Origin of the sequence: Caulobacter sp. S45 (genome assembly GCF_009765965.1) — a bacterium.
Taxonomy (GTDB): Bacteria; Pseudomonadota; Alphaproteobacteria; order Caulobacterales; family Caulobacteraceae; genus CAHJWH01.
The window spans coordinates 40,942-62,346 of the sequence record NZ_LMUL01000004.1 but is presented as its reverse complement, the minus strand read 5'-3'; the positions used below and the strand labels follow the sequence as shown (position 1 = coordinate 62,346).

Below are 21,405 nucleotides of genomic sequence, written 5' to 3'. Positions count from 1 at the left end.
AGGCGAAGCTTGAACGGTCAAGCCGCTATCGGGTTCCCGTCCGATCCGATTTGAGGTTCCGAGCTGGGCGGACGGGGTTTGGGGAAGGTCAGGCGCACGACCACGCCGCCCTCCTGGGCCGTGATCACTTCCAGTTCGCCGCGCAGTTGCCGGGCGAAGGCGCTCATCAGGGTGCGTCCGACGCCGGTGCTGTCCGGCGGTCCGGGATCGCCCTTGCCGTTGTCGGCGATCTCGAGCACGGCGTGGGTCTCGCCCACATGGAAGCGCACTTCGATCAGGCCGCCCCGCTCGTCGAAGGCGTGCTTGCGGGCGTTGGTGATCGCCTCCACCGCGAACAGGGCGAGCGGCGCCAGCTGATCGGGATCGATCTCCAGATCGTCGGCCTGGAGATCGGTGCGGATCTTGGAGACCCTGCCGCCCTCGCCGGCGCTCAGCTGGCCGACCAGCTCCTCCATGAACTGGCGCAGGTCCACGCGGCGCAGATCGGGGCTCTGGTACAGCGCCCGGTAGATCAGGGCCAGCGCGGTGATCCGCTGGCGGGTGTCGGACATGGCGGTGCGCGCCGCCGGATCGGTCAGGGCGCGCTGCTGCAGGTTCAGCAGGCTGTTGATGACCTGGAGATTGTTTTTCACCCGGTGATGGATTTCTCGCATCATGGTGTCTTTTTGCGCGAGGGAATCCTTCAGCCGCTGGTCGCGGGCCACCAGGCCGTCGGCCATGAGGTCCAGGGTGTGGGCCAGGTCGCGGATCTCGCGCGGCGCGCTTTCCGCCTGCACCGGGCGCACGGTGAAACGGCCCCGGGCGTAGATGCTGGCGATGCGGTCCAGATAGGCCAGCCAGCGGACCACGACCCGCTCGGTGACGATCCACACCGCCGTCCAGGCCGCCAACCACGCCAGGACGGGATAGACGATGGAGCTGAACGGGTTCAGCCGCGCCCAGTAGAACAGGTCCGGCGCCGGCGCGGAGAGCACGACATAGGCTTCGCTGCGCAACAGCGGGGCGACGGCGAAGTCTCGCACCGCGCCGGTCCCGTCCTTGGCCGTGAACCGGTCGATCTTGCGCCAGTCCTTCGGCAGGGGGGCGAAGGCGCGGGGATTGGTCTGGACCATGTATCGGCCATCCCCGCCCAGGACCGCGATGGCGGTGCCTGCGGGAAGGGTCGGGTCCGACAGGTCGGGTCTGAGGCCGTCGAGGTCGATGAAGGCGACCAGCGCGCCCTCGAAACGCCCGTCCCTCCCTTCTGCGCGGGTGGCGGCGATCAGGGTCGGGGCCGTGGAGGACAGGGATTTGGCGACCACGCTGGACGCGCCGTCCCGTAAGTGCGCGAACCAGGGCAGCTTGGTGCGATCCGCCACCACCGGCATGCTGGCCGCGGAGCACTGCACCCGCCCGTTCGCGTCGAGCCGCACGAGGTTGCGATAGTCACGAAGCTGCTGCAGGGCCGCCGCGAGCCGTGGGGTGCAATCCGCTCCCACCACCTGTGGGGTCAAGGTCTGCAACAGGGCGACGGCCGCCTGCATGCGCGCGCGTGCGGTGGTCGAGGCGCGGTCGGCGGCTTCGATCAGGGTTTCCTGACGGACGTGCGCGTCGCGATGGAACTCCGTCACCACCTGCAGCACGCCGAGCGCGAGCACCGGGCAAAGCGCCAAGGCTAGCGCCAGTCCCAGGCGGAAACGGATGGTCATGCCGCCATGGGGCCGCGGCATCAACGTGGTCCGCTCAGACGCTCCGCATCTGCCAGGATGGTCTTCATGGCTTCACCCGCCGGCGAGCCGTCCCGGTCGTAGGCGCCGCGCTCAAGGATGTTCAGCAGCGCACGGCGCGCGCGGCTGACCCGGCTTTTCACCGTCCCCACCGCGCAGCCGCAGATTTCCGCCGCTTCCTCGTAGGCGAAGCCGCCCGCGCCCACCAGGATCAGCGCCTCGCGCTGCTCGGAGGGCAGCATGCGCATGGCCAGCCGCATCTCGTCGAGCGCGACGGGCGCCTCGGGGTCGTCGGCGGCCACCAGCGTCCGCTCCGCCGCGTCCTGGTCGAGCTGGGTCTGCCGCCAGGAGCGCCGCTTTTCGGAATAGAACTGATTGCGCAGGATCATGAAGGTCCAGGCCTTCATGTTGGTGCCCATCTGGAAGCTGGAGCGCGCGTCCCAGGCTTTGAGGACCGCGTCTTGCGCGAGGTCGTCGGCCGCGGCGGCGTCGCCGCACAGGGTGCGTGCGAAGGCGCGCAGATGCGGGATCAATGCGACCAGGTCGCGCTTGAACACCGTCTCGGAGGCGGCATCGAGAATGTTACGTTGGACCATCAGTCCTGACCGGCGTCTTTATTCTTATCGTCGGCGCGCCTGAGTATATCAAGGAATTCCTCAGGAACGGGCTCGTTTACGATCTCGTCGAACAGATGCCTTAGCTTGGCGCCGATCGCCTGTTGGCGAAGACGCGCTTCCTCCAAGGCCGGTTCCGTATCGGGAGCTAGGTCCCGATGTGTTCGTTCGTTCATGACCAATGGGAGCGTCGCGCCGGGCGCGCCTTCAACGAATTCCAATCGCCGGAAACTCCGCTAAGCGTTGGCGGTTCCGTCCCTGCGGCCATATATCCGACGATATGCAACGACAAGCCCCCGGTTGTCGGAACCGGGGCGGTAGGCGTACGTTGCGCCCGCTGCGGCGCGTTGGGCGGTTGCAAGGCTCTTCGCGAGCTTCACGGAGGCAGTATGGGTCTGTTGGAGCGGCTTGCGCCGCATCTTCCGTATATGAGGCGCTATGCGCGCGCCCTGACCGGCGAGCAATCGGCGGGGGACGCCTATGTCCGCGCGGCGCTGGAAGCGCTGGCCGCCGGCGAGCGTTCTCTTCCGTCGCATCTCACCCCCCGGGTGGCGCTCTACCATGTGTTCCATGCCATTTGGGACAGCACCGGAGCGCGGCTGGAGACACGGGGTGAAGTCGATCCCGGCGTTGGGGACGATGCGTCCCGCCGGCTGATGCGCATCGCACCGCGATCGCGTCAGGCCTTCCTGCTGACCGCGCTCGAGGGCTTCAATCCCCAGGAGGCCGGCCAGATTCTCGGCGTGTCGCTGACCGAGATCGAAGCGCTGATCGCCGAAGCGCAGAGCGAGATCGATTCCGAGCTCGCGACGCAGGTGCTTATCATCGAGGACGAGCCGGTGATCGCCGCCGACATCGAGGCCTTGGTGAGGGAGCTGGGCCACGAGGTGCTCGAAGTGGCCGCCACCCGTCGCGAGGCGGTCGAGGCCGTCGCGCGCAATGCGCCGGGTCTGGTGCTGGCGGATATCCAACTCGCCGACGGCTCTTCGGGCATCGATGCGGTCAAGGATATCCTGGGCAGCCACGACGTGCCGGTGATCTTCATCACCGCCTTCCCCGAACGCCTGCTTACCGGCGAGCGGCCCGAGCCAACCTTCCTGATCACCAAGCCGTTCCAACCGGAAACGGTGAAGGCGGCGATCGGGCAGGCGCTGTTCTTCCACCCCGCACGACCCCGTAACCCGTCTTGAACCGAGCGCGTTGAGGCAAGGTCGGGCCGGTCGGGGAACTCCCGCACCGGCCCGACGTTCCCAGCGCGGCGAACCGTCCGAAAGAGAGCTGACCCGATGTCCGCCAAATCCACCCTCGATCCGGTGCTCGGCAAGGCCGACCGGGCGGCCGACAGCGTGCGCGAAACCGTACGCAACGCCCGCGACGCGGTCGAAGAGAGCCGCCGCGCCTTTCCCGAACTCGCGCGCAACGCCCAGAAGGTGTTCAGCGACGGTCTGGAGCAGCTTCGCGGTCAAGCGACCAGCGAGCAGCTCGACACCGCGCGTCTCTACGTGGTGGACCGGGTGCACGAGCGCCCGCTCACCGCCACCCTCGCAGCCCTTGGCGCGGGTTTCGTCCTGGGCCTTCTGTTCGCCGGCGGCCGTCGTTGATCCGCCGGCTCATCACCCTGATCGTCGCGGTGGTGGCCATGGCCACGGCGGCGGGCGTGGTCGTCGTGTCCGCATCCTTCGCGCTCTACGCTCTGGTGCGCACCTATATCGGCCCGGCGGGTGCTGCGGCCGTGGTCTGTGGCTCGGCGGCGGTGCTGATCCTGCTGATCGCCCTGGTGGCGTTCCGCAAGGCGAAGAAGCCCGCGTCCAAGGCGACGGCCGCGACGGGCAAGTCCGCCCTGGCCGACCGGCTCGCCGACGTCCTGCGGGAGCGCCCGGTGGCGGCGGCGGGGGCTGCGGCCGCGGCCGGCCTGCTGGCTTGGCGCAACCCCCAGCTCGCCACTATTTTGCTTCGCCTGTTCGACCCCGCCTCCGGGCGGAGCCGTCGCCCGTAACCGATCGAACCCCTTGAAGGTTTAGAGGATAGCCATGTTCAAACTGCCCGACCTGCCCTACCCGAGCGACGCCCTCGCCCCCGTGCTCTCCGACGTGCAGATGCGCACGCACCACGACAAGCACCACGCCAAGTACGTGGAGACGCTGAACACCCTGCTCGCCGCCGCCGGTGAAAAGCCCGCCACCCTCGAGGAGGTGGTCAAGTCCTCCACCAAGAAGGTGTTCAACAACTCCGCCCAGGCCTGGAACCACGGCTTCTTCTGGGAATGCATGACCCCCCAGCCGTCCCAGCCCTCCGGCGACCTGGCCGCAGCCATCGACAAGGCGTTCGGCGGTCTGGATGGTTTCAAGACCAAGTTCGTCGACGAAGGCGTGAACCACTTCGCCTCCGGCTGGGCCTGGCTGATCGCGCGTGGGCCGAACCTGGAGATCATCTCCACCCACGACGCCGCGACCGCGATCACCGAGGCTGGCGTCACCCCGCTGCTGGTCTGCGACGTGTGGGAGCACGCCTACTATCTCGACCACAAGCAGGACCGTAAGGGCTTCCTGGAACAGTGGTTCGACAAGCTGGTGAACTGGCGCTTCGTGGAGGCGCAGTATGCCGCCGCCAACGGCTCGGGTAAGGCCTATACCTTCCCCGCGCCGGACTGGAAGTAAGCTTTCGTCAAGGCTGGAACGCCCTTCTGCCGACGACGTTTGCAGAAGGGCGGACCGGATAGGTCGGACGAGAGTGTCCGGCCCGGCATCCGCCTTCATGGAGGGACGGTATGCTTAGGTGGGCATTGATCTTTTTAGTCGTCGCCCTCGTCGCAGGCCTCTTTGGCTTTGTCGGCATCGCCGGAGTGGCGGCGCAAATCGCACATATTCTTTTTGTGATCTTCCTGGTGCTGTTCCTGGTTTCCCTGGTGATGCACCTGGTGCGCGGGCGGGGCCTCTAGCGATCCATGCATTCGGTGATGGCGGCTTCAAATTCATCTGCGAAACACAGGCGGATGGGTTTGAAGCTGCTGTCGGAAGGGGAAGGACGATGGCTCAACTTGAGGCGGCGGTGTGCTGAAAAGCGCATCGCCTCATTCGCTTGCGAGCGCGCGTTCAGACCGGGCTTGGCAGACGCCGGCGGTCAAAGCATAGGATGGGTTGAGGACGGAGGACGCCGTATGGTCCGCAATGGGGTCTCCATCGGGTTGATCGCTGTGGCGCTATCGGGGTGTGCAGCCCGGCCGCCGCACTGGCAGGAGCGTCCGAACTGGGCGCGTCTCGGCAACACCTCCACGATGAAAGAGGACGGCCCGGCCTTTCATCGCGATCCCCATCATCAATATTATGACAAGGGGCGTAAGCGTTACTATTACTACGATCCCGCCCAGAAGCGTTTCTTCTGGGAAAACGGGGAGCCTAAGGCTTAGGGGTAGTTCGATGGGCAGGTGGGGCTTGAGCATTCGCGCAAGGGATTTCAACCTTGTATTTGGCCTCGGGGCCGCAGGCCTGATCGGCTTGGCTGTGGCGGGCTGCTCCACCATGGAGCCGGCACGGCCCGCTCCCAAGGTGGCGTCGACGTGCCAGGACGTGACCTTCCCGATTTATTTCGCCGAGGATTCCGATCAGCTTACGGGTGGCGCTCAACAGGTGCTGGCGACGGCGGCGGCCCAGGTCCACGGCTGCCATATCGGCTATGTCAGCGTGCTCGGCCTGACCGACGCCCAGGGGACGCCCGCGGATAACCTAGATCTGTCCCGTCGGCGCGCGGCGGTGGTGGCCGCGGCGCTTCAGGGCGCCGGCCTCCCCACGCCCAAGTTCGAGATTCGCGCGCTCGGCGAGGCCGGTGCGCTCACCCCAGGTGGCAAGTCGGTTCCCCTGCGCCGCAAGACCGAAGTCGCCATCCACGCTTCGCCCGCCTGACGACAAGAGTTGGCGACAAAGGAGACGGCGGAAAGCCGTCTCTACGCCAGATGTTTGCATTAAGGGGGTGCGGAGGCGGCAGACTGGCGAACCAGCCTGAAGTCGGGGGGGCGTGACCGCCTCCGCACTGCAATAACATCCAGCCTTTCGGATCGTTCCGGCGGCGATCCACGAAATTCGACTGTTTCGTCTTGCGAGAGCGAGACCCGGTGAGACCTCCTCGCGGAACGGCCGTTGCGGTCGGGGCGTTGGCTCGGAGGCATCCTCGATCCTTGCCGGAGGAATTCATGTCCACGACGCCGCCGACCCAAGACCCGTCTCGCGCCAACCGAGCCGGGGAGGGAATCGCTTCCAGCGTGACCGATGCGCGGGGCGCCGTGCGCACCGGGCGCAACATCTGGATCCTGGTGATTTCGCTGGCCCTCGCTGTGGTGGTGGTGATGGGCTACTGGCTGCTCTACGCGCCGCATTTCAACGCGCTCAACAATGCGCGGGCCGCGGGCGCTCGGAATGTCAGCGGGTATCCGGTGCAAAACGCCTCGCCTCGATCGTCGCCTGCGCCGGGCGAGCCGTCGAATACGGGCAATGCGCAGTAGGCTGAGGCGCACGCTTACCCTACGCCTGTCGGCCGAGAGACGAGGGCGGCTTGACCGCCCCCGTCCGTGACTAGACGACCGATCCGCCTCGAAACGCGCGGATCACGAAGCTTACGACAAGCAGAACCAGGAACACGAGGAACAGAATCTTGGCGATCGAAGCCGCCAAGCCAGCCAAGGCAAAAAAGCCGAAATAAAACGCCGCAAGCGCGACGATCGCAAATACGAGGGCCCAGCCAAGCATAACGGCGCTCCCTATTCGACGCCGCCAGGTGTGGCGGCGAAGGTTAGAACGTGATTAAACCTCTACTGTTCCTTAATACAGAATTTACTGGCTGATTTCAGCCTTGACCCCCGTCGCGACCAACGCCGCGCATTCGATCTGCGGATCGGTTGAGCAGATCCGCACCACCAGGCGCGCGTCCGATAGCCAGGCCCATGCGATCGACGGGTCGGATCGGACAGCCAAGGTCTCCCCCGGATCGAGCGTGGTCAGGGGGGCGTCGCGCCGGGCGAGACGCGCTAGAGCAGGGTCGACGTCGGCGTCGATGACGATGCGGTCGGCCTCGGAGAGCAGCCGCAGTGTCCTGAGCGTCATCAGGTCCGGCGCCTCGGGTGCGCGCACCAGCACGATCCCGGGCTCGGGCGGACGGGCGTCGGCGAGCGCCGCGCAGGCCAGCGCCTCGGCCTCGGCCATGCGGTCATCGAGCGCCGCCCCCCCCGCCGGTCCACGGATCAGGGCGCGCAGCACGCCGCGCCGCAAGGCGGGATCGGGCAGGTGGGTCCGCGCCTGGTCCTTTATCCGCTCCAGCAGCACCGCCAGTTGGCCCAGGGCCATGGGCCATTGCGCCTCCAGCGCCAACCTCAGCTCGGTGGACAACACCGGCGCCGCGCCTCCGGTCATGATGGCGCCGACGACGTCGCCACGATCGACGATGGCGGGCGTGTTGAAGTCGCAGAGCTCGGGGCGGTCGACGACATTGACCAGGGCCCCGGCGGAGCGCGCCACCGCCGCCGCCTCCACCGCCAGCTCTCCCGGCAGGGCGATGAAAGCCAGGCTGACCCCGGCGTAGCTGCGCGCATCCAGGGCGTCGTCGGCCGCAACCCTTACAAGCTGGGCGGGCGATCCCAGGAACAGCCGCGCCTTGGCCTCGGCCGCCTCGCCGTCCCCCACCACGGCCACGCGGCGTCCCTGAAGGGGAAAGCCGGCGGGGAAGACGTTCATTGGATTTGGCTTTCGGCCTGGGCCAGGGCGGCGGGCGTGTCGACGTCCAGCAGTACGTTCCGGTCAGCGGTGGGGACGCGCGCCAGCCGGTCGCCCAGACCTTCGAGCAGTTTGCGGGCGCCCCGATCGCCGGTCAGCGCCGCCACGAGGGGGAACAGCTCCGACCCCAGCAATACCGGATGGCCAAGCTCGCCCTCGACCTCAGGGATCGCGGCGGCGTGGCCTGGCGTCAGGGCGGCGGCCAGGGCGGGTGGAATATCGTCGGGGATCAGCGGCATGTCGGCGAGGAAGACGAAGGCGGCGCTGGTTTCGGCGGGCAGCGCCGCCACGGCGGCCTTCAGCGACGCGGACAGGCCGTCCTCCCAGGCTGCAACCTCCACCAGACGCAGACGTTCTTCACAGCCGTTTCGAACCGCGAACGCTTGCACAGTGCGGGCGACCTCTTGACCCCTCGCGCCGACAGCGACCACCACCTGCGAGGCTGGCGCGGCGAAGGCTGCGTGCAGCGCGCCCTCGATCAGGACGCCGCCCCGCCAGGGCGCGAGCAGCTTTCCCCCGCCGAAACGGCGGCCGGCGCCGGCCGCCAGGACGATAACTGCTATCGGACCTTTGACGCCCGCGCGCGTAATGGCCATCTAGGGGTCCTGGAACAACGAGTGCATGACACCTTACGACGCCACCGATGATTTCCTAACCGCCCGCAGCCTCAGCCCGGCCCGTGCGCCACTGGTGGACCCCTTCGGTCGCCGGATCGAATACGTGCGCGTATCGGTCACTGATCGCTGCGACCTGCGCTGCGCCTACTGCATGCCGGAGCGGATGCAGTTCCTGCCGCGCGCCGAGGTGCTGTCGCTGGAGGAGCTGAGCCGGGTCTGCACGGTGTTCGTGGGCCTGGGCACGCGAAAGCTGCGTCTCACGGGCGGCGAGCCCCTGGTGCGCAAGGGCTTCATGGAGCTGGTGGAGAGCATTTCGCGCCACCTGCGCAGGGGGGCGCTGGACGAGCTGACCCTGACCACCAACGGCACCAACCTGGATCGCTTCGCCGCCGACCTGGCGCGCTGCGGGGTGAAGCGGATCAACGTCTCGCTGGACACGCTGAACCCCGAGACCTTCCGCCGCCTGACCCGTGGCGGCGACCTGGACAAGGTGATGGCTGGGTTGGACGCCGCCGACGCCGCAGGCCTCAAGGTCAAGATCAACACGGTGGCCTTGAAGGCCGACAATCTGGCCGACATCCCCGACCTGGTCGCCTGGGCGCACGGGCGGGGCTTCGACCTGACCCTGATCGAAACCATGCCGTTGGGCGTGGTCGACGAGGACCGCACCGAGCAGTTCGTGTCACTGGACCAAGTGCGCCAGACCCTGGCCTCGATCTGGACCCTGGAGGGCGACGCCTACGCCACCGGCGGCCCCGCGCGCTACGTGCGGCTGGCGGAAACCGGCGGACGGGTCGGGTTCATCACCCCGATGAGCCATAACTTCTGCGACACCTGCAACCGGGTGCGGGTGACCTGTACCGGAACCCTGCACACCTGCCTGGGCCAGGACGACGCCACCGACCTGCGCGGCGCGCTGCGCTCCCATCCCGGCGACGACGCCCCGCTGGTCGAGGCGATCCGGGGCGCTATCGCCGTCAAGCCCAAGGGCCACGACTTCCACATCGCCCGCGATGCGCGGCCCTCGGTCGCCCGCCACATGTCCACCACGGGGGGCTGAGATGGCGCGGGTGCTGCTGTTCGGGATGCTGGGCGACGCGGCCGGCTGGCGCGAGCGGACCCTGGCGGAGGTCCCGGCCACCCTGTCGGCCCTGCGCGCCCTGCTGTCGGCGGAGACGCCGCGCCTGGCCGAGGCCCTGGCGCGCCCTGGCGTGCAGGCGGCGGTGGACAAGACCCTGGCGCGGGGCGACGTGGCGCTTACGCAGGGCTGCGAGGTCGCCTTCCTGCCGCCGATGAGCGGCGGCTGACCTTGGACATCCGGCTCCAGATCGAACCGTTCGACCCGGGCGCCCTGCTCACCGCCTTCAGCGAAGGCCGCCTGGAGACGGGCGCGGTGGTCAGCTTCACCGGCCTGATGCGCGCCGAGGGCGGCGAGGCGGACACGCTGGAACTGGACGCCTATCCCGGCTTCACCGAGGCGGAAATCGGCCGCACGGCCGCCGCGGCGGTGGCGCGTTTCGGGCTGCAGGACGTGTTGGTGGCGCATCGCTACGGGGTGATGGCGCCGGGCGAGCCGATCGTGTTCGTCGCCACCGCCGCCGCCCATCGCCGCGCCGCCTTTGAGGCGGCCGATCATCTGATGGACTACCTCAAGTCCCGCGCCCCGTTCTGGAAACGCTCGCGCGGCCCCTCCGGCGACCGCTGGATCGAGCCGACGACGCAGGATCGCCAGGACGCCGCGCGCTGGGACGCCCCTGAGCCCAAGGAGACGCCATGAACGCGCCTGTGACCCTGACCGCCCCCACCCCCAAGCTGCCGCTGGGCGCCGGCGGTCGCATCGACGAGGACAAGCCGTTCAAACCGGTGCGGATCGCGGTGCTCACCGTGTCCGACACCCGCGACGAGGAGAGCGACACCTCCGGTGACATCCTGGCGGGACGGATCGCCGGCGCGGGGCACGCCGTGGCCGAGCGCGCCATCGTCGCCGACGACAGGGTCGCCATCACCCAACGCATCATGGCCTGGGTGGAGAGCGGCGAGGTCGAGGCGATCATCACCACCGGCGGTACCGGCATCACCGGCCGCGACATCACCCCCGAAGCGGTCGAGCCCCTGTTCGACAAGCGGATGGAGGGCTTCTCGGTGGTGTTCCACATGATCAGCTACGCCGCCATCGGCCTGTCGACGCTGCAGTCGCGGGCGACGGCGGGCCTGATCAAGGGCGTGTTCGTCTTCTGCCTGCCGGGCTCCAACGGCGCGGTGAAGGACGGCTGGTCGGTGATCGCGCCCCAGCTCGACAGCCGCCATGGCCCCTGCAACATGGTCGACCTGATCCCGCGCTTGCTCGAGAAATGAGCGGCCTCACCCACATCGACGCTGAAGGCCGCGCGCGGATGGTCGACGTGTCCGACAAGGCCGTGACCACGCGCGAAGCCGTGGCCGAGGGGCGGGTGCGCATGGCCCCGGCCACCTTGGAACTGGCGCGCTCGGGCGGGGGCAAGAAGGGCGACGTGCGCGCTGTGGCCGAGATAGCAGGGGTGATGGCCGCCAAGCGGACCTCCGACCTGATCCCACTGTGCCATCCGCTCGCCCTGTCCTCGGTCAAGGTCGAGGTCGGTGAGGCCGAGGACGGTTCGGGTATGACCGTGGTCGCCCGGGTGCGTATGACCGGTCAGACCGGGGTGGAGATGGAGGCGCTGACGGCGGTGTCCGTGGCCTGCCTGACCCTGTACGACATGCTGAAGGCCGCCGACAAAGCCATGACCATCGACGGCGTGCGGCTGTTGACCAAGACCGGCGGCGCCTCGGGCGAATTCCGCCGGGATGACTGAGGTCCCGCCGCCTTCGAGGACGCGGGAGAGGGATGTTCGCCATGAATTTGAAGGACCTGCCCGTCGAAGAGGCGCGGGCGCGGATGCTGGCGGCCGTGACGCCGGGCGCGCTTGAGACAGTTGCGCTGGACCGCCACGCCGAGGGCCGCGTGCTGGCCGAACCGATCCGCGCGGTGCGCGATCAGCCGCCCTTCGACGCCTCGGCCATGGACGGCTACGCGCTGCAGCCGGGCGACGTGGCGGCGAGCTTCGCGGTCGTCGGCGAAAGCGCTGCGGGCCGTCCGTTTTCGCAAGGGGTGGGCGCGGGCGAGGCGGTTCGCATCTTCACCGGGGCCGAGGTCCCGCCCGGATGTGCGGTGGTGATCCAGGAACGGGCGACGCGTGAGGGCGAGCGGGTGCGCTTCGAGGGACCGCCGCCGCTGGAGCGAACCAATGTACGTCCGCGCGCCGGCGACTTCGCGGCTGGCGACGTGCTGCTGCCGGCAGGCGTGCGGCTGGACGCCTGGCGCTTGGCCCTGGCGGCCTCGGCCGGACGCGCGGAGGCGCAGGTCTATCCGCAGCCTCGGGTGGCGATCATCTCCACCGGCGAGGAAATCGTGCGGGCCGGGACGGTCGACATCCAGCCCGCGCAGATTTTCGACTCCAACGGGCCGTCGCTGGCGACCCTGACGGCCAGCTGGGGCGGTCGGCCGATCCGGCTGGAGCCCGCCCGCGACGACGAGGACGCCATCCTGGCTGCTATCCAGGGCGTTGAGGCCGAGCTGATCGTCACCGTCGGCGGGGCGTCGGTCGGCGACTACGACCTGGTGAAGCCGGCGCTGAAGCGCCTGGGGCTGGAACTGCTGGTGGAGACCATCCGCCTGCGGCCCGGCAAGCCGACCTGGTTCGGACGGCTGGCGGACGGGCGGTTCGTGCTGGGCCTGCCCGGCAATCCCGCCTCGGGCCTGGTGGCGGCGGAGCTGTTCCTGCGGCCGCTGCTGGCGGTGTGGCAGGGTGGCGACCCGACCTTGCGCATGGAGCACGCCCGCCTGACCCGACCCATGCGCGAAAGCGGCCCGCGCGAGCACTGGATGCGGGCGAAGCTCGAGAGCGCCGCGGACGGTTCGGTGCAGGTCACGCCATTCTCGGACCAGGACTCCTCGCTGGTCAGCGTGTTCGCCGCCGCCGACGCCCTGCTGCGCCGCCCCACCCATGCTCCTGCCGCCGAAGCCGGGGACGTGGTCGAAGTGATAAGGCTAGGGCGGCTTTAGCCATCCCTTAGTCGAAAGGCGTCCCCTCCTTGGGCCCGAACGACACGCCCTTCGCTTCCGGCCCGAACCAGGTGAGCACCGCCAGCGCCACCGCCGTCACACTGGCGACCGCGGCCAGGGCGAAGCCGTAATTGTTGTGGCGGGCCTCGGCCAGCTTGCCCTGCATGGGCACGGCGAAGGCGGCGATCAGGTTGCCGAACTGGTAGGCGGCGCCGGGGAAGGTGCCGCGCGCGTTCTCCGGCGACAGCTCGTTCAGGTGCACGGGCACCACGCCCCAGGCGCCCTGCACCGCGATCTGCAGCAGGAAGCCGCCGAGGCCCAGCAGGATCGGCGTCGGTGCGAAGGCCCATAGCGGGATGATCGGCAGGGCGAGCAGGGCGGCGATGACGATGGCCTTGCGCCGGCCAATCCGTTCCGACCAGGCGCCGAAGGTCAGGCCGCCGGTGATCGCGCCGAAGTTCATGACGATGGTGAGCAGACCCACCGTCTGCGGCGTGAAGCCATGCTGCACCTCCAGGAAGGTGGCGTAGTTGTCCTGGGTGCCGTGGCTGAAGAAGTTGAACGCCGCCATCAGCACCACGGCGTAGATCAAGAGCTTCCAGTTGGCCGCCAGCGTGCGGATCACGTCCATGCCGCGATGCGCCTTGCCCCGGTTCTGCTCGAAGGCCGGGCTCTCCTTCACGTTTCGACGGATGTAGAACACCAGCAGGGCGGGGATCACGCCGACCACGAATAGCACCCGCCAGCTCGCCACCTGCGGCAACCACTGGGAGAAGTGTGGATAGGCGAAGGCGAACACCAGCGCCCCCAGGAGCTGCCCGCACGCATAGCCCTCCTGCAGGATGCCCGAGACGACGCCACGCGAGCGCACCGGGATCGACTCCAGCGCCAAGGATGCGCCGATGCCCCACTCCCCGCCCATGACGAAGCCGAACAGGGTGCGCAGGACCAGCAGCACGATCAGGCTGGGAGCGAAGGCCGAGGCCAGCTCCAGCGCCGAATAGAGCAGCACGTCGATCATCAAGATCGGACGGCGCCCGAACTTGTCGGCCAGCCAGCCGAACGCCACCGCCCCGAACGGCCGGGCGACCAGGGTGAGGAAGACCGCGCCTTGCACCGCGCTGGGCTTGACGTGGAAGTCCTCGGCGATGGCCTTGATGACGAAGGTGAGCAGGAAGTAGTCGAACGCGTCCAGGGTCCAGCCCAGGAAGCTGGCCAGGAAGGCCGAACGCTGTTCGCCGTTCAGCGCCTTCAGGTCGTCGATCACACGCATCCGCTGTCCTCCCGCCCCAGTCCTAGGACCGGGACGGTAGCGGCAGGCGTTGCGTTAGAACAGCACCCGCACGCTGAAGCGGACATCGCCCTCGGCGAAATTGGTGCGTTGTTCGGCGCCGGCTTCGAAGTTCAGCTCGTAGAAGTCGGTGTCGGCCTTGACGTTGATGCGCGCTTCCGGCCCGCCGCCCCGGATGGAGGGCGCAGGCAGGGTGAAGGGTTGGCTGCCGGCCGTGGTGAAGGCGGCGGTGGTGTTGCCGGAGGTGCCAGTGAACACGTCGCGATAGCCCAGCTCGAATTCGGGACGCCATTTGAAGCCCGAGCCGAAGCTCATGCCGGTGACCAGCGCGGCGGTGCCGCTGGTCTGATCGCCGGTGCGCTGGTTCACCGCAAGGTCGAAGCCGGGGCCGCCGTCGTGCTCGGTGTAGGAGCCTTGATCCAGGCGGAAATAGTCGCCGTGGACCTGGGGCCGGAAATAGAACAGGCCGATCGGGTTGGTCTGGTAGCCCACGCCGAAGTGGCCGGTCGCGGTGTAGCCCGAGGAACTGGCCTTGGACTGTCGGTCCAGCGAGGTGGCGCCGGCGCTGTCGGTCTGGATCAGCTCGCGCCGGTCGGAGAACAGCACATAGCCGCCAGCCAAGCGCGCATCGGCGCGGAAACCGCCGAGCTGGGCCTGCCAATAGGCGCCGAACTCGCCCTCGGAGATGGTGGCGAGGTTGTCGCCGGGGGAATGGGCGGGCGTCAGGTCGCCGGTCAGGAAGGCGCCGGTGAGGCCGAAGGCGCCCAGGCCCGCGCCGCCGGTCTCAAGCCCGCCGACGAAGCCGTAACCGCCGCCCGAATAGCCGGCGGCCGAATTGCTGTTGAAGCGATCGACGCCGAAGGCGACCTCTTCGGCCCAGGCCCCTCGGGTGCCGCTGGGATTCTCGATGTCGTTGATGCGCGAGGTGGCGCGGGTCACCGCGTCCGACGCCGCCAGCGCCAGCTGGAACACGCCGCCGGAATAGTCCGGCAGCATCTGGTTATAAACGCCGAGGAAGCCGCTGCGGGTGAACTGGTCGAGGACGGCGCCCTCGATTCCCGCGTCGTTGGGCAGCGAAGTGTAGATCGCGTTGAGCGCCGCGCTCTGCGCCGGGTTCAGTCCGATCTCGGCGGCGGTGCGGCGGCGCAGGTCAACGCTGATGGTGCCGGCGGCGGTGTTGGTGGTGGCCGTGCCGACCAGCACGTAGGGCACCTGGGTCAGCACCACCGAGTCGGCGGAGTTGTTGGTCAGGCTGGTGGCCGAGATGATGGTGTAGGTGGTCTCGTTGAACAGCGGCGAGTTCAGGATGATCCCGAGCTGAGCGCCCTTGTCCAGCGTGGCTGCGCCGTTGACCTGGTACAGGGTGTTGGCGCTGTTGGCGGGGTCGATCGCGGCGAACAGCGTGCCGCTGGCGCCGATGTGCAGGCTGGACAGTTTCAGCGTGCCGGTCGCGGTGTTCTGCAGGATGCCGTTGTTGACGTTCAGCGCCAGGGCGGTGCCGCCATAGGTCAGGGCGCCAGAATAGGTCGCGCCATTGTCGATCAGCAGGGAGTCCACGCCGGTTCCCAGGCTGAGGGCTCCGACCATGCCGCCGCCGATAAGCTGGACGTTGTTGTTGCCGTTGCCGAGCAGCACGTCGCCGATGATCTCGGGCGTGGTCGGCGTGGTGGTGGTGGTGGTGGTGGTCACGCCCGAACCCGTCGTGGTGACGGTGGTGGTGGTGGTGGCCGTCGCGCTGGCGGTGGCGGTGACGGAGGTGAAGGCCGCCGTGGTGGAGACCGCGCCCGAGGCGTCGGTGGTGGTGGTGGTCTCGATAGCGATCGGGTTCGGATTGACCTGCTGGATCAGGTTCACGCCGCTGCTGTTGCTGCGCAGGTCGATGGCGATCGCTTCGCCATGGGTGGCGTCGCCGGTGTTTTCCGGATTGATGGTGGCGCTGATCACCCCTTCGTTGGTGATCGTGCCGATGCCGCCGGTGGTGTTCTTGTCGACGATGGTGGAGACCGACATGTTGTCGCCGGTCACCGACGCCTGGATGGTGCCGAGATTCTTGATCGCGCTCAGCGTACCGCCCGCTTCCACGACGATGGCGGAGGCGACAGCGGTGGACGGGTCGGGGCTGGTGACCAGCACCGAGTGGCTGACGCTCGCCTCGATGAAGTCTTCGTTCTGGATCGTCGGCACCGTGGCGCCGGCGAAGATGTGGATGGCGGTGGCGTTGGCCTCGAAGCTGTCGGCGGTCACGCTGCCGACTACCCGCACGCCGCCGTCGATGGTCACAGGGGCGGAGCCGGTGCCGATCTGCAGCCCGGTGGCCGACATGCCGTCGAATGTGCCGATGCCGGCGACGGAGCCGCGGATGATCAGGCCGAAATTGTTTGCGGGTTGAGGTACGGCCACCTCGCCATCCGCGGCGGTGCTGAACACGCCGATGGTGGTGGCGGTGGTGGCGGAGCCGATCACCAAGGCCGGGGCGCTGCCGATGTTGGTGATCGAGCCGGTGCCTTCGACGCTGTCGACGATGCCGTCGCCGTCGAGGTCGGCGGTGGAAGTGGTGGTGGTGCCTACTGGGGGCGCCCCGATGAAGATGCCACCGCCGACATTGCCGCCGATGATGACGGCGGCGGCCGACTGCTCAAGCTGACCCGGAACAATGGTATGCCCGCCGCCGCCCTCGAGGCTTTGCAAGGTGCCGGTGTCGGTCGGCCGGGTGGTGACCGCATAGGCCGTGCTGCTGATCGGCGCATAGATCGAGACCGCGCCGCCCACGTCGCCCTGGAGGTTGATCGCGCCGGAGCCGGCCCCCTGGGAGCTGATCGAGCCCGTAATCTGGAAGTTGCCGCCGACAGTGCTGCCGGCGGTGGAGCGGATCGCAAGTCCGTTGTCGCCGACCAGGGTGATGGTGCCGGCGTTGAGGAAGCTGCCGGTGATCGGGGCTTCGATCGACACGCCGTACGAGTTGTTGCCCTGGATGGTGATGGTGCCGTCGTTGGTGATCGACCCGTTCAGCGGTGCGCTGCCGGTCACCTGGATGCCGATGCGGCCGCTCCCCTGTGCGACCGGCTCCACGATGAAGCCGTTGCCGTTGGTCGCGGCGCTGAAGCTCTCGCTGTTGATGATGGTGCCGGTGTTGATGAAGCTGCCGGTGTTGCCGCCTTGGAGCTGCACCCCGGTGGAATTGTTCACCCCGTTGATCGAGACCGTGCCGTCGTTCTCGACGTTGTTGCTGCTGTTCAGCGTCACGGCGGGCGTGGTTCCGGTGACAGTCACCGACCCACCGCTCTCGATGGTGATGTCGCCTGGACCGGCGCTGGTGGCGGTCGCGGTGGCGATGGGGGCGTTCAGCCCGTTGGTCACGTCCTGCTGCGCGCGAGCTGGGGTCCGGCTCGCAACGAAGCAGAGGGGCGCCAGCGCGACGGCGGCGACAAGGGCTTTACGCATTCAGGGTCCGCTTTGCGGCGTTCGACGGGTCAGACTGACACGCACGCCCTTTTGCAGGCCGTTTTTAGGCGCGTCCAGTCGAGTCGCAAAACTGGTCGAATTCGCCGCAACGCTGTCGCTTCAGTCCCACGCAAACGAGTGATAGGGTGGCCTTCCGGTGCTTTTGACACGTTTTGGACACAGTCTGAACGTCTAAGGCGGCGTTAACGGTGGAGACGTGGTCCCGCCGGTCAGCATACGCCCACCCATGTTGCGGGTTGGAGCGATCTTTCGGGGGGCGAAGCGCCCTCGCCGAAGAGGACTTAGAAAGCTTTGTCTATATCTTCCCAGCCGCGCGCCGGAGACGTGCGCGCGCTGTTTGGCGCCATAGCTCTGGGCTCCGGAATGGGCCTGGCGATCGGCGCCGCATATCTCGTCGGCGGCCTCGACCGTATGTCGGGTGTGCGCACGGCGCCTGCAGCCACACCTGCAATGGAGGCTTCCGCCTTTCCGAATAGTAAACCGACGGCCCCCCGGATCGTTCCCGCGCGGGCCAATGTGGCGATCGCCGCGGGGGGGCTGCGCGATCGCTTCCGCGCCAGCGTTTCGGCCTCCGCGCCGATCATCGCTCGCCCGTTCCACCTCGCCGTCGGCTCGGCGGACAGTTCCGATCTCAGCTGCCTGACCCAGGTCGTCTATTACGAGGCGCGCGGCGAGTCCGAAGCCGGTCAGGAAGCGGTCGCCCAGGTGGTGTTGAACCGTGTCCGCCATCCGGCCTTCCCAAAGACCATCTGCGGCGTGGTGCACCAGCGTTCCAGCGCCGGCTGCCAATTCACCTTCGCCTGCAAGGGCCTCACCTCCAATCCGGTGGACGACGAGGCTTGGCGGCGGTCGCGCAAGGTCGCGGCCAGCGCCCTGCACGGCTCGGTGATGGCGGGCGTGGGCGAGGCGACCCACTTCCAGACCGCGCGAAGCGGCGCTTTCGCGGGCTTGCTGAAGGTGGCCCAGATCGGCGCGCACGTCTTCTATCGCTTCGCGGGCCACGCCGGCGCCGACGCCATGTTCCACCAGGCGGCGCATCCCTCCCAGCCGCCGACCCTGGTCGCTGCGGATTTCAAGACAGCGTCCAAGACCCCGGCCGGCCAGATGCTCATGGCCAGCCTGGTTCCCGCCGCCGGCGCCTACGGAGCGTCTCCTTCGACTTCGACGCCGCAAGCCGACCGCGCCGCTTCGACCCCCTCCGTCACGCCTAAGTCTACGGCTCCGTCCGCCATCCCATCGGTCGCGTCCAAGCCGGTCGCCCCGGCGGCGTCTTCGGCTCCGTCCACCACGGACAAGGCCGCCGCTGCGCCGGTCAAGACGGCCGAGGCGGTCTAGCGATCCCGACGGGCGAAGCTTGACAGTGCGCCGTCGCCGGGGTCCGAGCGGCGGTCATGGACAGTCTGGACGCCTTCGCCCGCGGGAAGCTCTCTAGCCTCGAGGCCGCGGCCCTGCGCCGCGACCTGGTTCCCACGCACCGCCTTCAGGGCGTGCGTGTGGAGCGGGGCGGTCGGGAGCTGATCTCCTTTTCCTGCAACGATTATCTCGGTCTGGCCCAGGACCCGCGCGTGAAGGCGGCCGCCATCGCGGCGGTGGAGCGCTATGGAACCGGCGCGGGCGCTTCGCGCCTGGTCACTGGAGACCATCCCCTGCTTGGCCAATTGGAGCGTGCGCTCGCCCGTCATAAGGGCGCCGAGGCCGGCCTGGTGTTCGGTAGCGGCTATCTGACCAATATCGGCGTCACTCCCGCGCTTGTCGGACGTGGAGACCTGGTGCTGCTCGACGCCCTGTCCCACGCCTGCATGTTCGCCGGCGCCAAGCTGTCGGGGGCCGAGGTGGGGATATTCCGCCACAACGACCTGGAGGACCTGGCCGGCAGGCTGGCCGGTCGCCATGCGGGGGTGGGGCGGACCCTGGTCCTGACCGAGCGGGTATTCAGCATGGACGGCGACCGCGCCCCGGTGGCGGAGATGAACGCGCTCGCCGCCTCTCACGACGCCTGGCTGATGGTGGACGACGCCCACGGGCTGGGCGTCATCGAGCCGGAAGCGCGCGCGCCGCTCGAGATGGGCACCTTGTCCAAGGCCCTGGGCAGTTACGGCGGCTATCTGTGCGCTTCCGCCCCGGTGGTGGACCTGTTGAAGAGCCGTGCGCGCAGCTTCGTCTACACCACCGGCCTGCCGCCGGCTTCGGCAGCCGCCGCCCTGGCTGCGCTGGAGATCCTGGAGGCTGAACCGGACCGTTGCTCGAGGCCCCTGGCCCTGGCGCGGCAGTTCACCGAGGCCATGGGCCTGCCGCTGGCCGAGAGCGCGATCGTCCCAGTGATCGTCGGAGCCTCGAGCCGGGCCCTGGCCTTGTCCCAGGCATTACAGGCTCATGGTTTCCTGGTGGTCGCGATTCGCCCGCCTACGGTGCCCGAGGGGCAGGCGCGGTTAAGGCTGGCCTTCTCCGCCGCCCACGCGGAAGCCGAGGTGGACGCGGTGGCGCACGCGCTGAAGCCGTTGCTGGAGACGATCCGGTGAGCGTCGTCTTCGTGACGGGGGCGGGAACGGACATCGGCAAGACCTACGTGTCGGCCGCGTTGATCCGCGCCCGCAGAGCCGCCGGGCGTTCGGTGCTCGCCTTGAAGCCCGTGGCCAGCGGCATGCCGGACGCTCCATCCGACCCGGCCTTCTCCGCCAGCGACACCGCCGTCCTGCTCGCCGCGCAAGGCCTGCCCATCACCCCGGAAACGGTGGCCGCCTGCACGCCCTGGCGGTTCGAGGCGCCTTTATCGCCGGACATGGCCGCCCGCGCCCAAGGCCGCTCGATCCGGCTGGGCGAGGTGGTGGACTGGTGCCGCGCGCGCTTGGCCGCCACGCCGCCGGAGACGGACGTGTTGATCGAAGGGGTCGGCGGGGTGATGAGCCCGGTGGCGGAAGACGGCGTCGTGCTCGACTGGATCGCTGCGCTGGGGGTTCCGGCCCTGCTGGTATGCGGGTCCTATCTGGGCGCGATCAGCCATGCCCTCACCGCCGTGGAGGCCCTGCGCGGCCGCGCTGTTCCGATCGCCGGCCTGATCCTGAACGAGAGCGTGGACGCCGGGGTGGACTTCGAGGCCACTGCCGAGACGCTGCACCGCTTTTCCCGGCTGCCGGTCACGCGGGTTCGCCGGAGCGGGGCGTTTGAGGGGGTGTCGCCTGGATGGGAGGGCGCAGCTTTCTCAAGCTTGGAAGAGTTCGGGGTGGCGTAGCTGCAGGGCCTGGGCGAGGGCGAGGATCTTCATGTCCTGGAGTTGGCCCTGTTCCAGCATCCGCTTCATGTCGTCGAGGCTCAGCTCCAGCACCTCGATCCCTTCGTGCTCGCCCTCGACCCCGCCGCCGCCAGTGAGGCGATCCGCCTGGGTGTAGGGCGCGAGGAACAGCGTCATCCGCTCGGTGGATATGCCCGGCGTGGCCCAATAGGTCCCGACCGGCTCCAACGCCTTCAGGCGAACCCCGACCTCTTCCATCGCCTCGCGCCGGGCGGCGTCCTCTGCCGTCTCGCCGGGATCGATCATGCCGGCGACCGCTTCGGTGACGGCTTGTAGGCCCTCGGCGTAGAGCGCCGGCGCCCGCAACAGGCGAACCATCAGCACCCGCCGGGCGATTGGATCATAAGGGAGAACGACGGCGGCGTGGCCGTGCGATACGATCTGGCGCGACACTTCAACGCCATCGTCCAGTCGAACGTCCGCCTTCAGGAAGGTGGCCCAGCTATCGTCCAGCACGGTGGTTCGAAGGATTTCAGCCATGTCTTCCCTCGTGCGCAATTCGATCGGCGCGCCGCCGCCCAGGATGTTGGGATCGGTGGGGAACCGTTTGCGTCCCGCGGAGGTTTTCCGCACGGACGTCGAATTG

26 protein-coding genes are annotated in these 21,405 nt (G+C 68.4%); 17 read left to right on the top strand and 9 right to left on the bottom strand.

The window, feature by feature from the left end:
- Positions 1–17: 17 nt before the first annotated feature.
- Genes GSQ87_RS02905 through GSQ87_RS02895 form a run of 3 tightly spaced genes read right to left on the bottom strand, consistent with a single transcriptional unit; the run spans position 18 to position 2,496 of the window.
- The gene (locus tag GSQ87_RS02905; RefSeq protein WP_158913080.1) at positions 18–1,709 is read right to left on the bottom strand and encodes a sensor histidine kinase; all 1,692 of its coding nucleotides are present in this window, start codon (positions 1,707–1,709) and stop codon (positions 18–20) included.
- Complete coding sequence (locus GSQ87_RS02900) at positions 1,709–2,302, bottom strand: sigma-70 family RNA polymerase sigma factor (protein ID WP_158913079.1); 594 nt, start codon at positions 2,300–2,302, stop codon at positions 1,709–1,711. Before GSQ87_RS02900 ends, GSQ87_RS02905 begins: the two co-directional genes overlap by 1 nt.
- Positions 2,302–2,496, bottom strand: a complete 195-nt coding sequence (locus tag GSQ87_RS02895) for a NepR family anti-sigma factor (RefSeq protein ID WP_158913116.1) — start codon at positions 2,494–2,496, stop codon at positions 2,302–2,304. The genes GSQ87_RS02900 and GSQ87_RS02895 overlap by 1 nt, the downstream gene beginning before the upstream one ends.
- Positions 2,497–2,709: 213 nt before the next feature.
- Between GSQ87_RS02895 and GSQ87_RS02890 the strand changes: the two genes are divergently transcribed.
- The 8 genes from GSQ87_RS02890 (at position 2,710) to GSQ87_RS02855 (ending at position 6,815) form a co-directional block, all read left to right on the top strand.
- Entirely contained in the window at positions 2,710–3,510 is an 801-nt protein-coding gene (locus tag GSQ87_RS02890; protein ID WP_158913078.1) for a response regulator, read from the top strand.
- Between the two features lie 96 nt (positions 3,511–3,606).
- Positions 3,607–3,921 carry a DUF883 domain-containing protein gene (locus tag GSQ87_RS02885; RefSeq protein WP_158913077.1) on the top strand — a complete coding sequence of 105 codons (315 nt, stop codon included), beginning with the start codon at positions 3,607–3,609 and terminating at the stop codon, positions 3,919–3,921.
- Positions 3,918–4,316 carry a hypothetical protein gene (locus GSQ87_RS02880; protein WP_158913076.1) on the top strand — a complete coding sequence of 133 codons (399 nt, stop codon included), beginning with the start codon at positions 3,918–3,920 and terminating at the stop codon, positions 4,314–4,316. Before GSQ87_RS02885 ends, GSQ87_RS02880 begins: the two co-directional genes overlap by 4 nt.
- A 34-nt stretch (positions 4,317–4,350) precedes the next feature.
- Positions 4,351–4,977, top strand: coding sequence for a superoxide dismutase (locus GSQ87_RS02875; protein WP_158913075.1), 627 nt, complete (start codon positions 4,351–4,353; stop codon positions 4,975–4,977).
- 110 nt (positions 4,978–5,087) lie between these two features.
- On the top strand, positions 5,088–5,258 hold the full coding sequence (locus tag GSQ87_RS02870; protein ID WP_158913074.1) for a DUF1328 domain-containing protein: 171 nt from the start codon (positions 5,088–5,090) through the stop codon (positions 5,256–5,258).
- Between the two features lie 54 nt (positions 5,259–5,312).
- The gene (locus GSQ87_RS22385; protein ID WP_216838938.1) at positions 5,313–5,726 is read left to right on the top strand and encodes a hypothetical protein; all 414 of its coding nucleotides are present in this window, start codon (positions 5,313–5,315) and stop codon (positions 5,724–5,726) included.
- 25 nt (positions 5,727–5,751) lie between these two features.
- Positions 5,752–6,219 (top strand): OmpA family protein, encoded by a 468-nt coding sequence (locus tag GSQ87_RS02860; RefSeq protein WP_158913072.1) that lies wholly within the window; start codon positions 5,752–5,754, stop codon positions 6,217–6,219.
- Positions 6,220–6,506: 287 nt separating this feature from the next.
- Entirely contained in the window at positions 6,507–6,815 is a 309-nt protein-coding gene (locus tag GSQ87_RS02855) for a hypothetical protein (protein ID WP_158913071.1), read from the top strand.
- A 70-nt stretch (positions 6,816–6,885) separates the two neighbouring features.
- Here the strand turns inward: GSQ87_RS02855 and GSQ87_RS02850 are convergent, their stop codons facing one another.
- The 3 genes from GSQ87_RS02850 to GSQ87_RS02840 form a co-directional block, all read right to left on the bottom strand.
- Positions 6,886–7,059, bottom strand: a complete 174-nt coding sequence (locus GSQ87_RS02850; protein ID WP_158913070.1) for a DUF1328 domain-containing protein — start codon at positions 7,057–7,059, stop codon at positions 6,886–6,888.
- Positions 7,060–7,143: 84 nt separating this feature from the next.
- Positions 7,144–8,040 (bottom strand): bifunctional precorrin-2 dehydrogenase/sirohydrochlorin ferrochelatase, encoded by an 897-nt coding sequence (locus GSQ87_RS02845; protein ID WP_158913069.1) that lies wholly within the window; start codon positions 8,038–8,040, stop codon positions 7,144–7,146.
- Positions 8,037–8,675 (bottom strand): NTP transferase domain-containing protein, encoded by a 639-nt coding sequence (locus GSQ87_RS02840; protein WP_158913068.1) that lies wholly within the window; start codon positions 8,673–8,675, stop codon positions 8,037–8,039. Before GSQ87_RS02840 ends, GSQ87_RS02845 begins: the two co-directional genes overlap by 4 nt.
- A gap of 25 nt (positions 8,676–8,700) precedes the next feature.
- Between GSQ87_RS02840 and moaA the strand changes: the two genes are divergently transcribed.
- Genes moaA through glp form a run of 6 tightly spaced genes read left to right on the top strand, consistent with a single transcriptional unit; the run spans position 8,701 to position 12,777 of the window.
- Positions 8,701–9,756, top strand: a complete 1,056-nt coding sequence (gene moaA / locus GSQ87_RS02835; RefSeq protein WP_158913067.1) for a GTP 3',8-cyclase MoaA — start codon at positions 8,701–8,703, stop codon at positions 9,754–9,756.
- A 1-nt stretch (position 9,757) separates the two neighbouring features.
- Positions 9,758–10,003 (top strand): MoaD/ThiS family protein, encoded by a 246-nt coding sequence (locus tag GSQ87_RS02830; protein WP_158913066.1) that lies wholly within the window; start codon positions 9,758–9,760, stop codon positions 10,001–10,003.
- Positions 10,004–10,005: 2 nt separating this feature from the next.
- The gene (locus GSQ87_RS02825; RefSeq protein WP_254062717.1) at positions 10,006–10,473 is read left to right on the top strand and encodes a molybdenum cofactor biosynthesis protein MoaE; all 468 of its coding nucleotides are present in this window, start codon (positions 10,006–10,008) and stop codon (positions 10,471–10,473) included.
- Entirely contained in the window at positions 10,470–11,051 is a 582-nt protein-coding gene (gene moaB / locus GSQ87_RS02820) for a molybdenum cofactor biosynthesis protein B (protein ID WP_158913065.1), read from the top strand. The genes GSQ87_RS02825 and moaB overlap by 4 nt, the downstream gene beginning before the upstream one ends.
- The gene (moaC, locus tag GSQ87_RS02815; protein WP_158913064.1) at positions 11,048–11,527 is read left to right on the top strand and encodes a cyclic pyranopterin monophosphate synthase MoaC; all 480 of its coding nucleotides are present in this window, start codon (positions 11,048–11,050) and stop codon (positions 11,525–11,527) included. Before moaB ends, moaC begins: the two co-directional genes overlap by 4 nt.
- A gap of 41 nt (positions 11,528–11,568) precedes the next feature.
- Positions 11,569–12,777 carry a gephyrin-like molybdotransferase Glp gene (glp, locus tag GSQ87_RS02810; protein WP_371416641.1) on the top strand — a complete coding sequence of 403 codons (1,209 nt, stop codon included), beginning with the start codon at positions 11,569–11,571 and terminating at the stop codon, positions 12,775–12,777.
- Positions 12,778–12,784: 7 nt separating this feature from the next.
- Here the strand turns inward: glp and GSQ87_RS02805 are convergent, their stop codons facing one another.
- Both GSQ87_RS02805 and GSQ87_RS02800 read right to left on the bottom strand, forming a co-directional pair.
- Complete coding sequence (locus GSQ87_RS02805) at positions 12,785–14,050, bottom strand: MFS transporter (protein WP_158913062.1); 1,266 nt, start codon at positions 14,048–14,050, stop codon at positions 12,785–12,787.
- Between the two features lie 54 nt (positions 14,051–14,104).
- A complete protein-coding gene (locus tag GSQ87_RS02800; protein WP_158913061.1) occupies positions 14,105–17,509 on the bottom strand; it encodes an autotransporter domain-containing protein in 3,405 nt (1,134 codons plus the stop codon).
- 312 nt (positions 17,510–17,821) lie between these two features.
- On the opposite strand from GSQ87_RS02800, the gene GSQ87_RS02795 reads away from it, so the two are divergent.
- Genes GSQ87_RS02795 through bioD form a run of 3 tightly spaced genes read left to right on the top strand, consistent with a single transcriptional unit; the run spans position 17,822 to position 20,759 of the window.
- The gene (locus GSQ87_RS02795; RefSeq protein ID WP_216838937.1) at positions 17,822–18,865 is read left to right on the top strand and encodes a cell wall hydrolase; all 1,044 of its coding nucleotides are present in this window, start codon (positions 17,822–17,824) and stop codon (positions 18,863–18,865) included.
- A gap of 56 nt (positions 18,866–18,921) precedes the next feature.
- Positions 18,922–20,049, top strand: a complete 1,128-nt coding sequence (locus GSQ87_RS02790; protein ID WP_158913059.1) for an 8-amino-7-oxononanoate synthase — start codon at positions 18,922–18,924, stop codon at positions 20,047–20,049.
- A complete protein-coding gene (bioD, locus tag GSQ87_RS02785; protein ID WP_158913058.1) occupies positions 20,046–20,759 on the top strand; it encodes a dethiobiotin synthase in 714 nt (237 codons plus the stop codon). Before GSQ87_RS02790 ends, bioD begins: the two co-directional genes overlap by 4 nt.
- On the opposite strand, the gene GSQ87_RS02780 is transcribed toward bioD, so the two are convergent.
- Positions 20,730–21,392, bottom strand: coding sequence for an NUDIX domain-containing protein (locus tag GSQ87_RS02780; protein ID WP_216838935.1), 663 nt, complete (start codon positions 21,390–21,392; stop codon positions 20,730–20,732). The genes bioD and GSQ87_RS02780 overlap by 30 nt on opposite strands.
- Positions 21,393–21,405 lie beyond the last annotated feature (13 nt).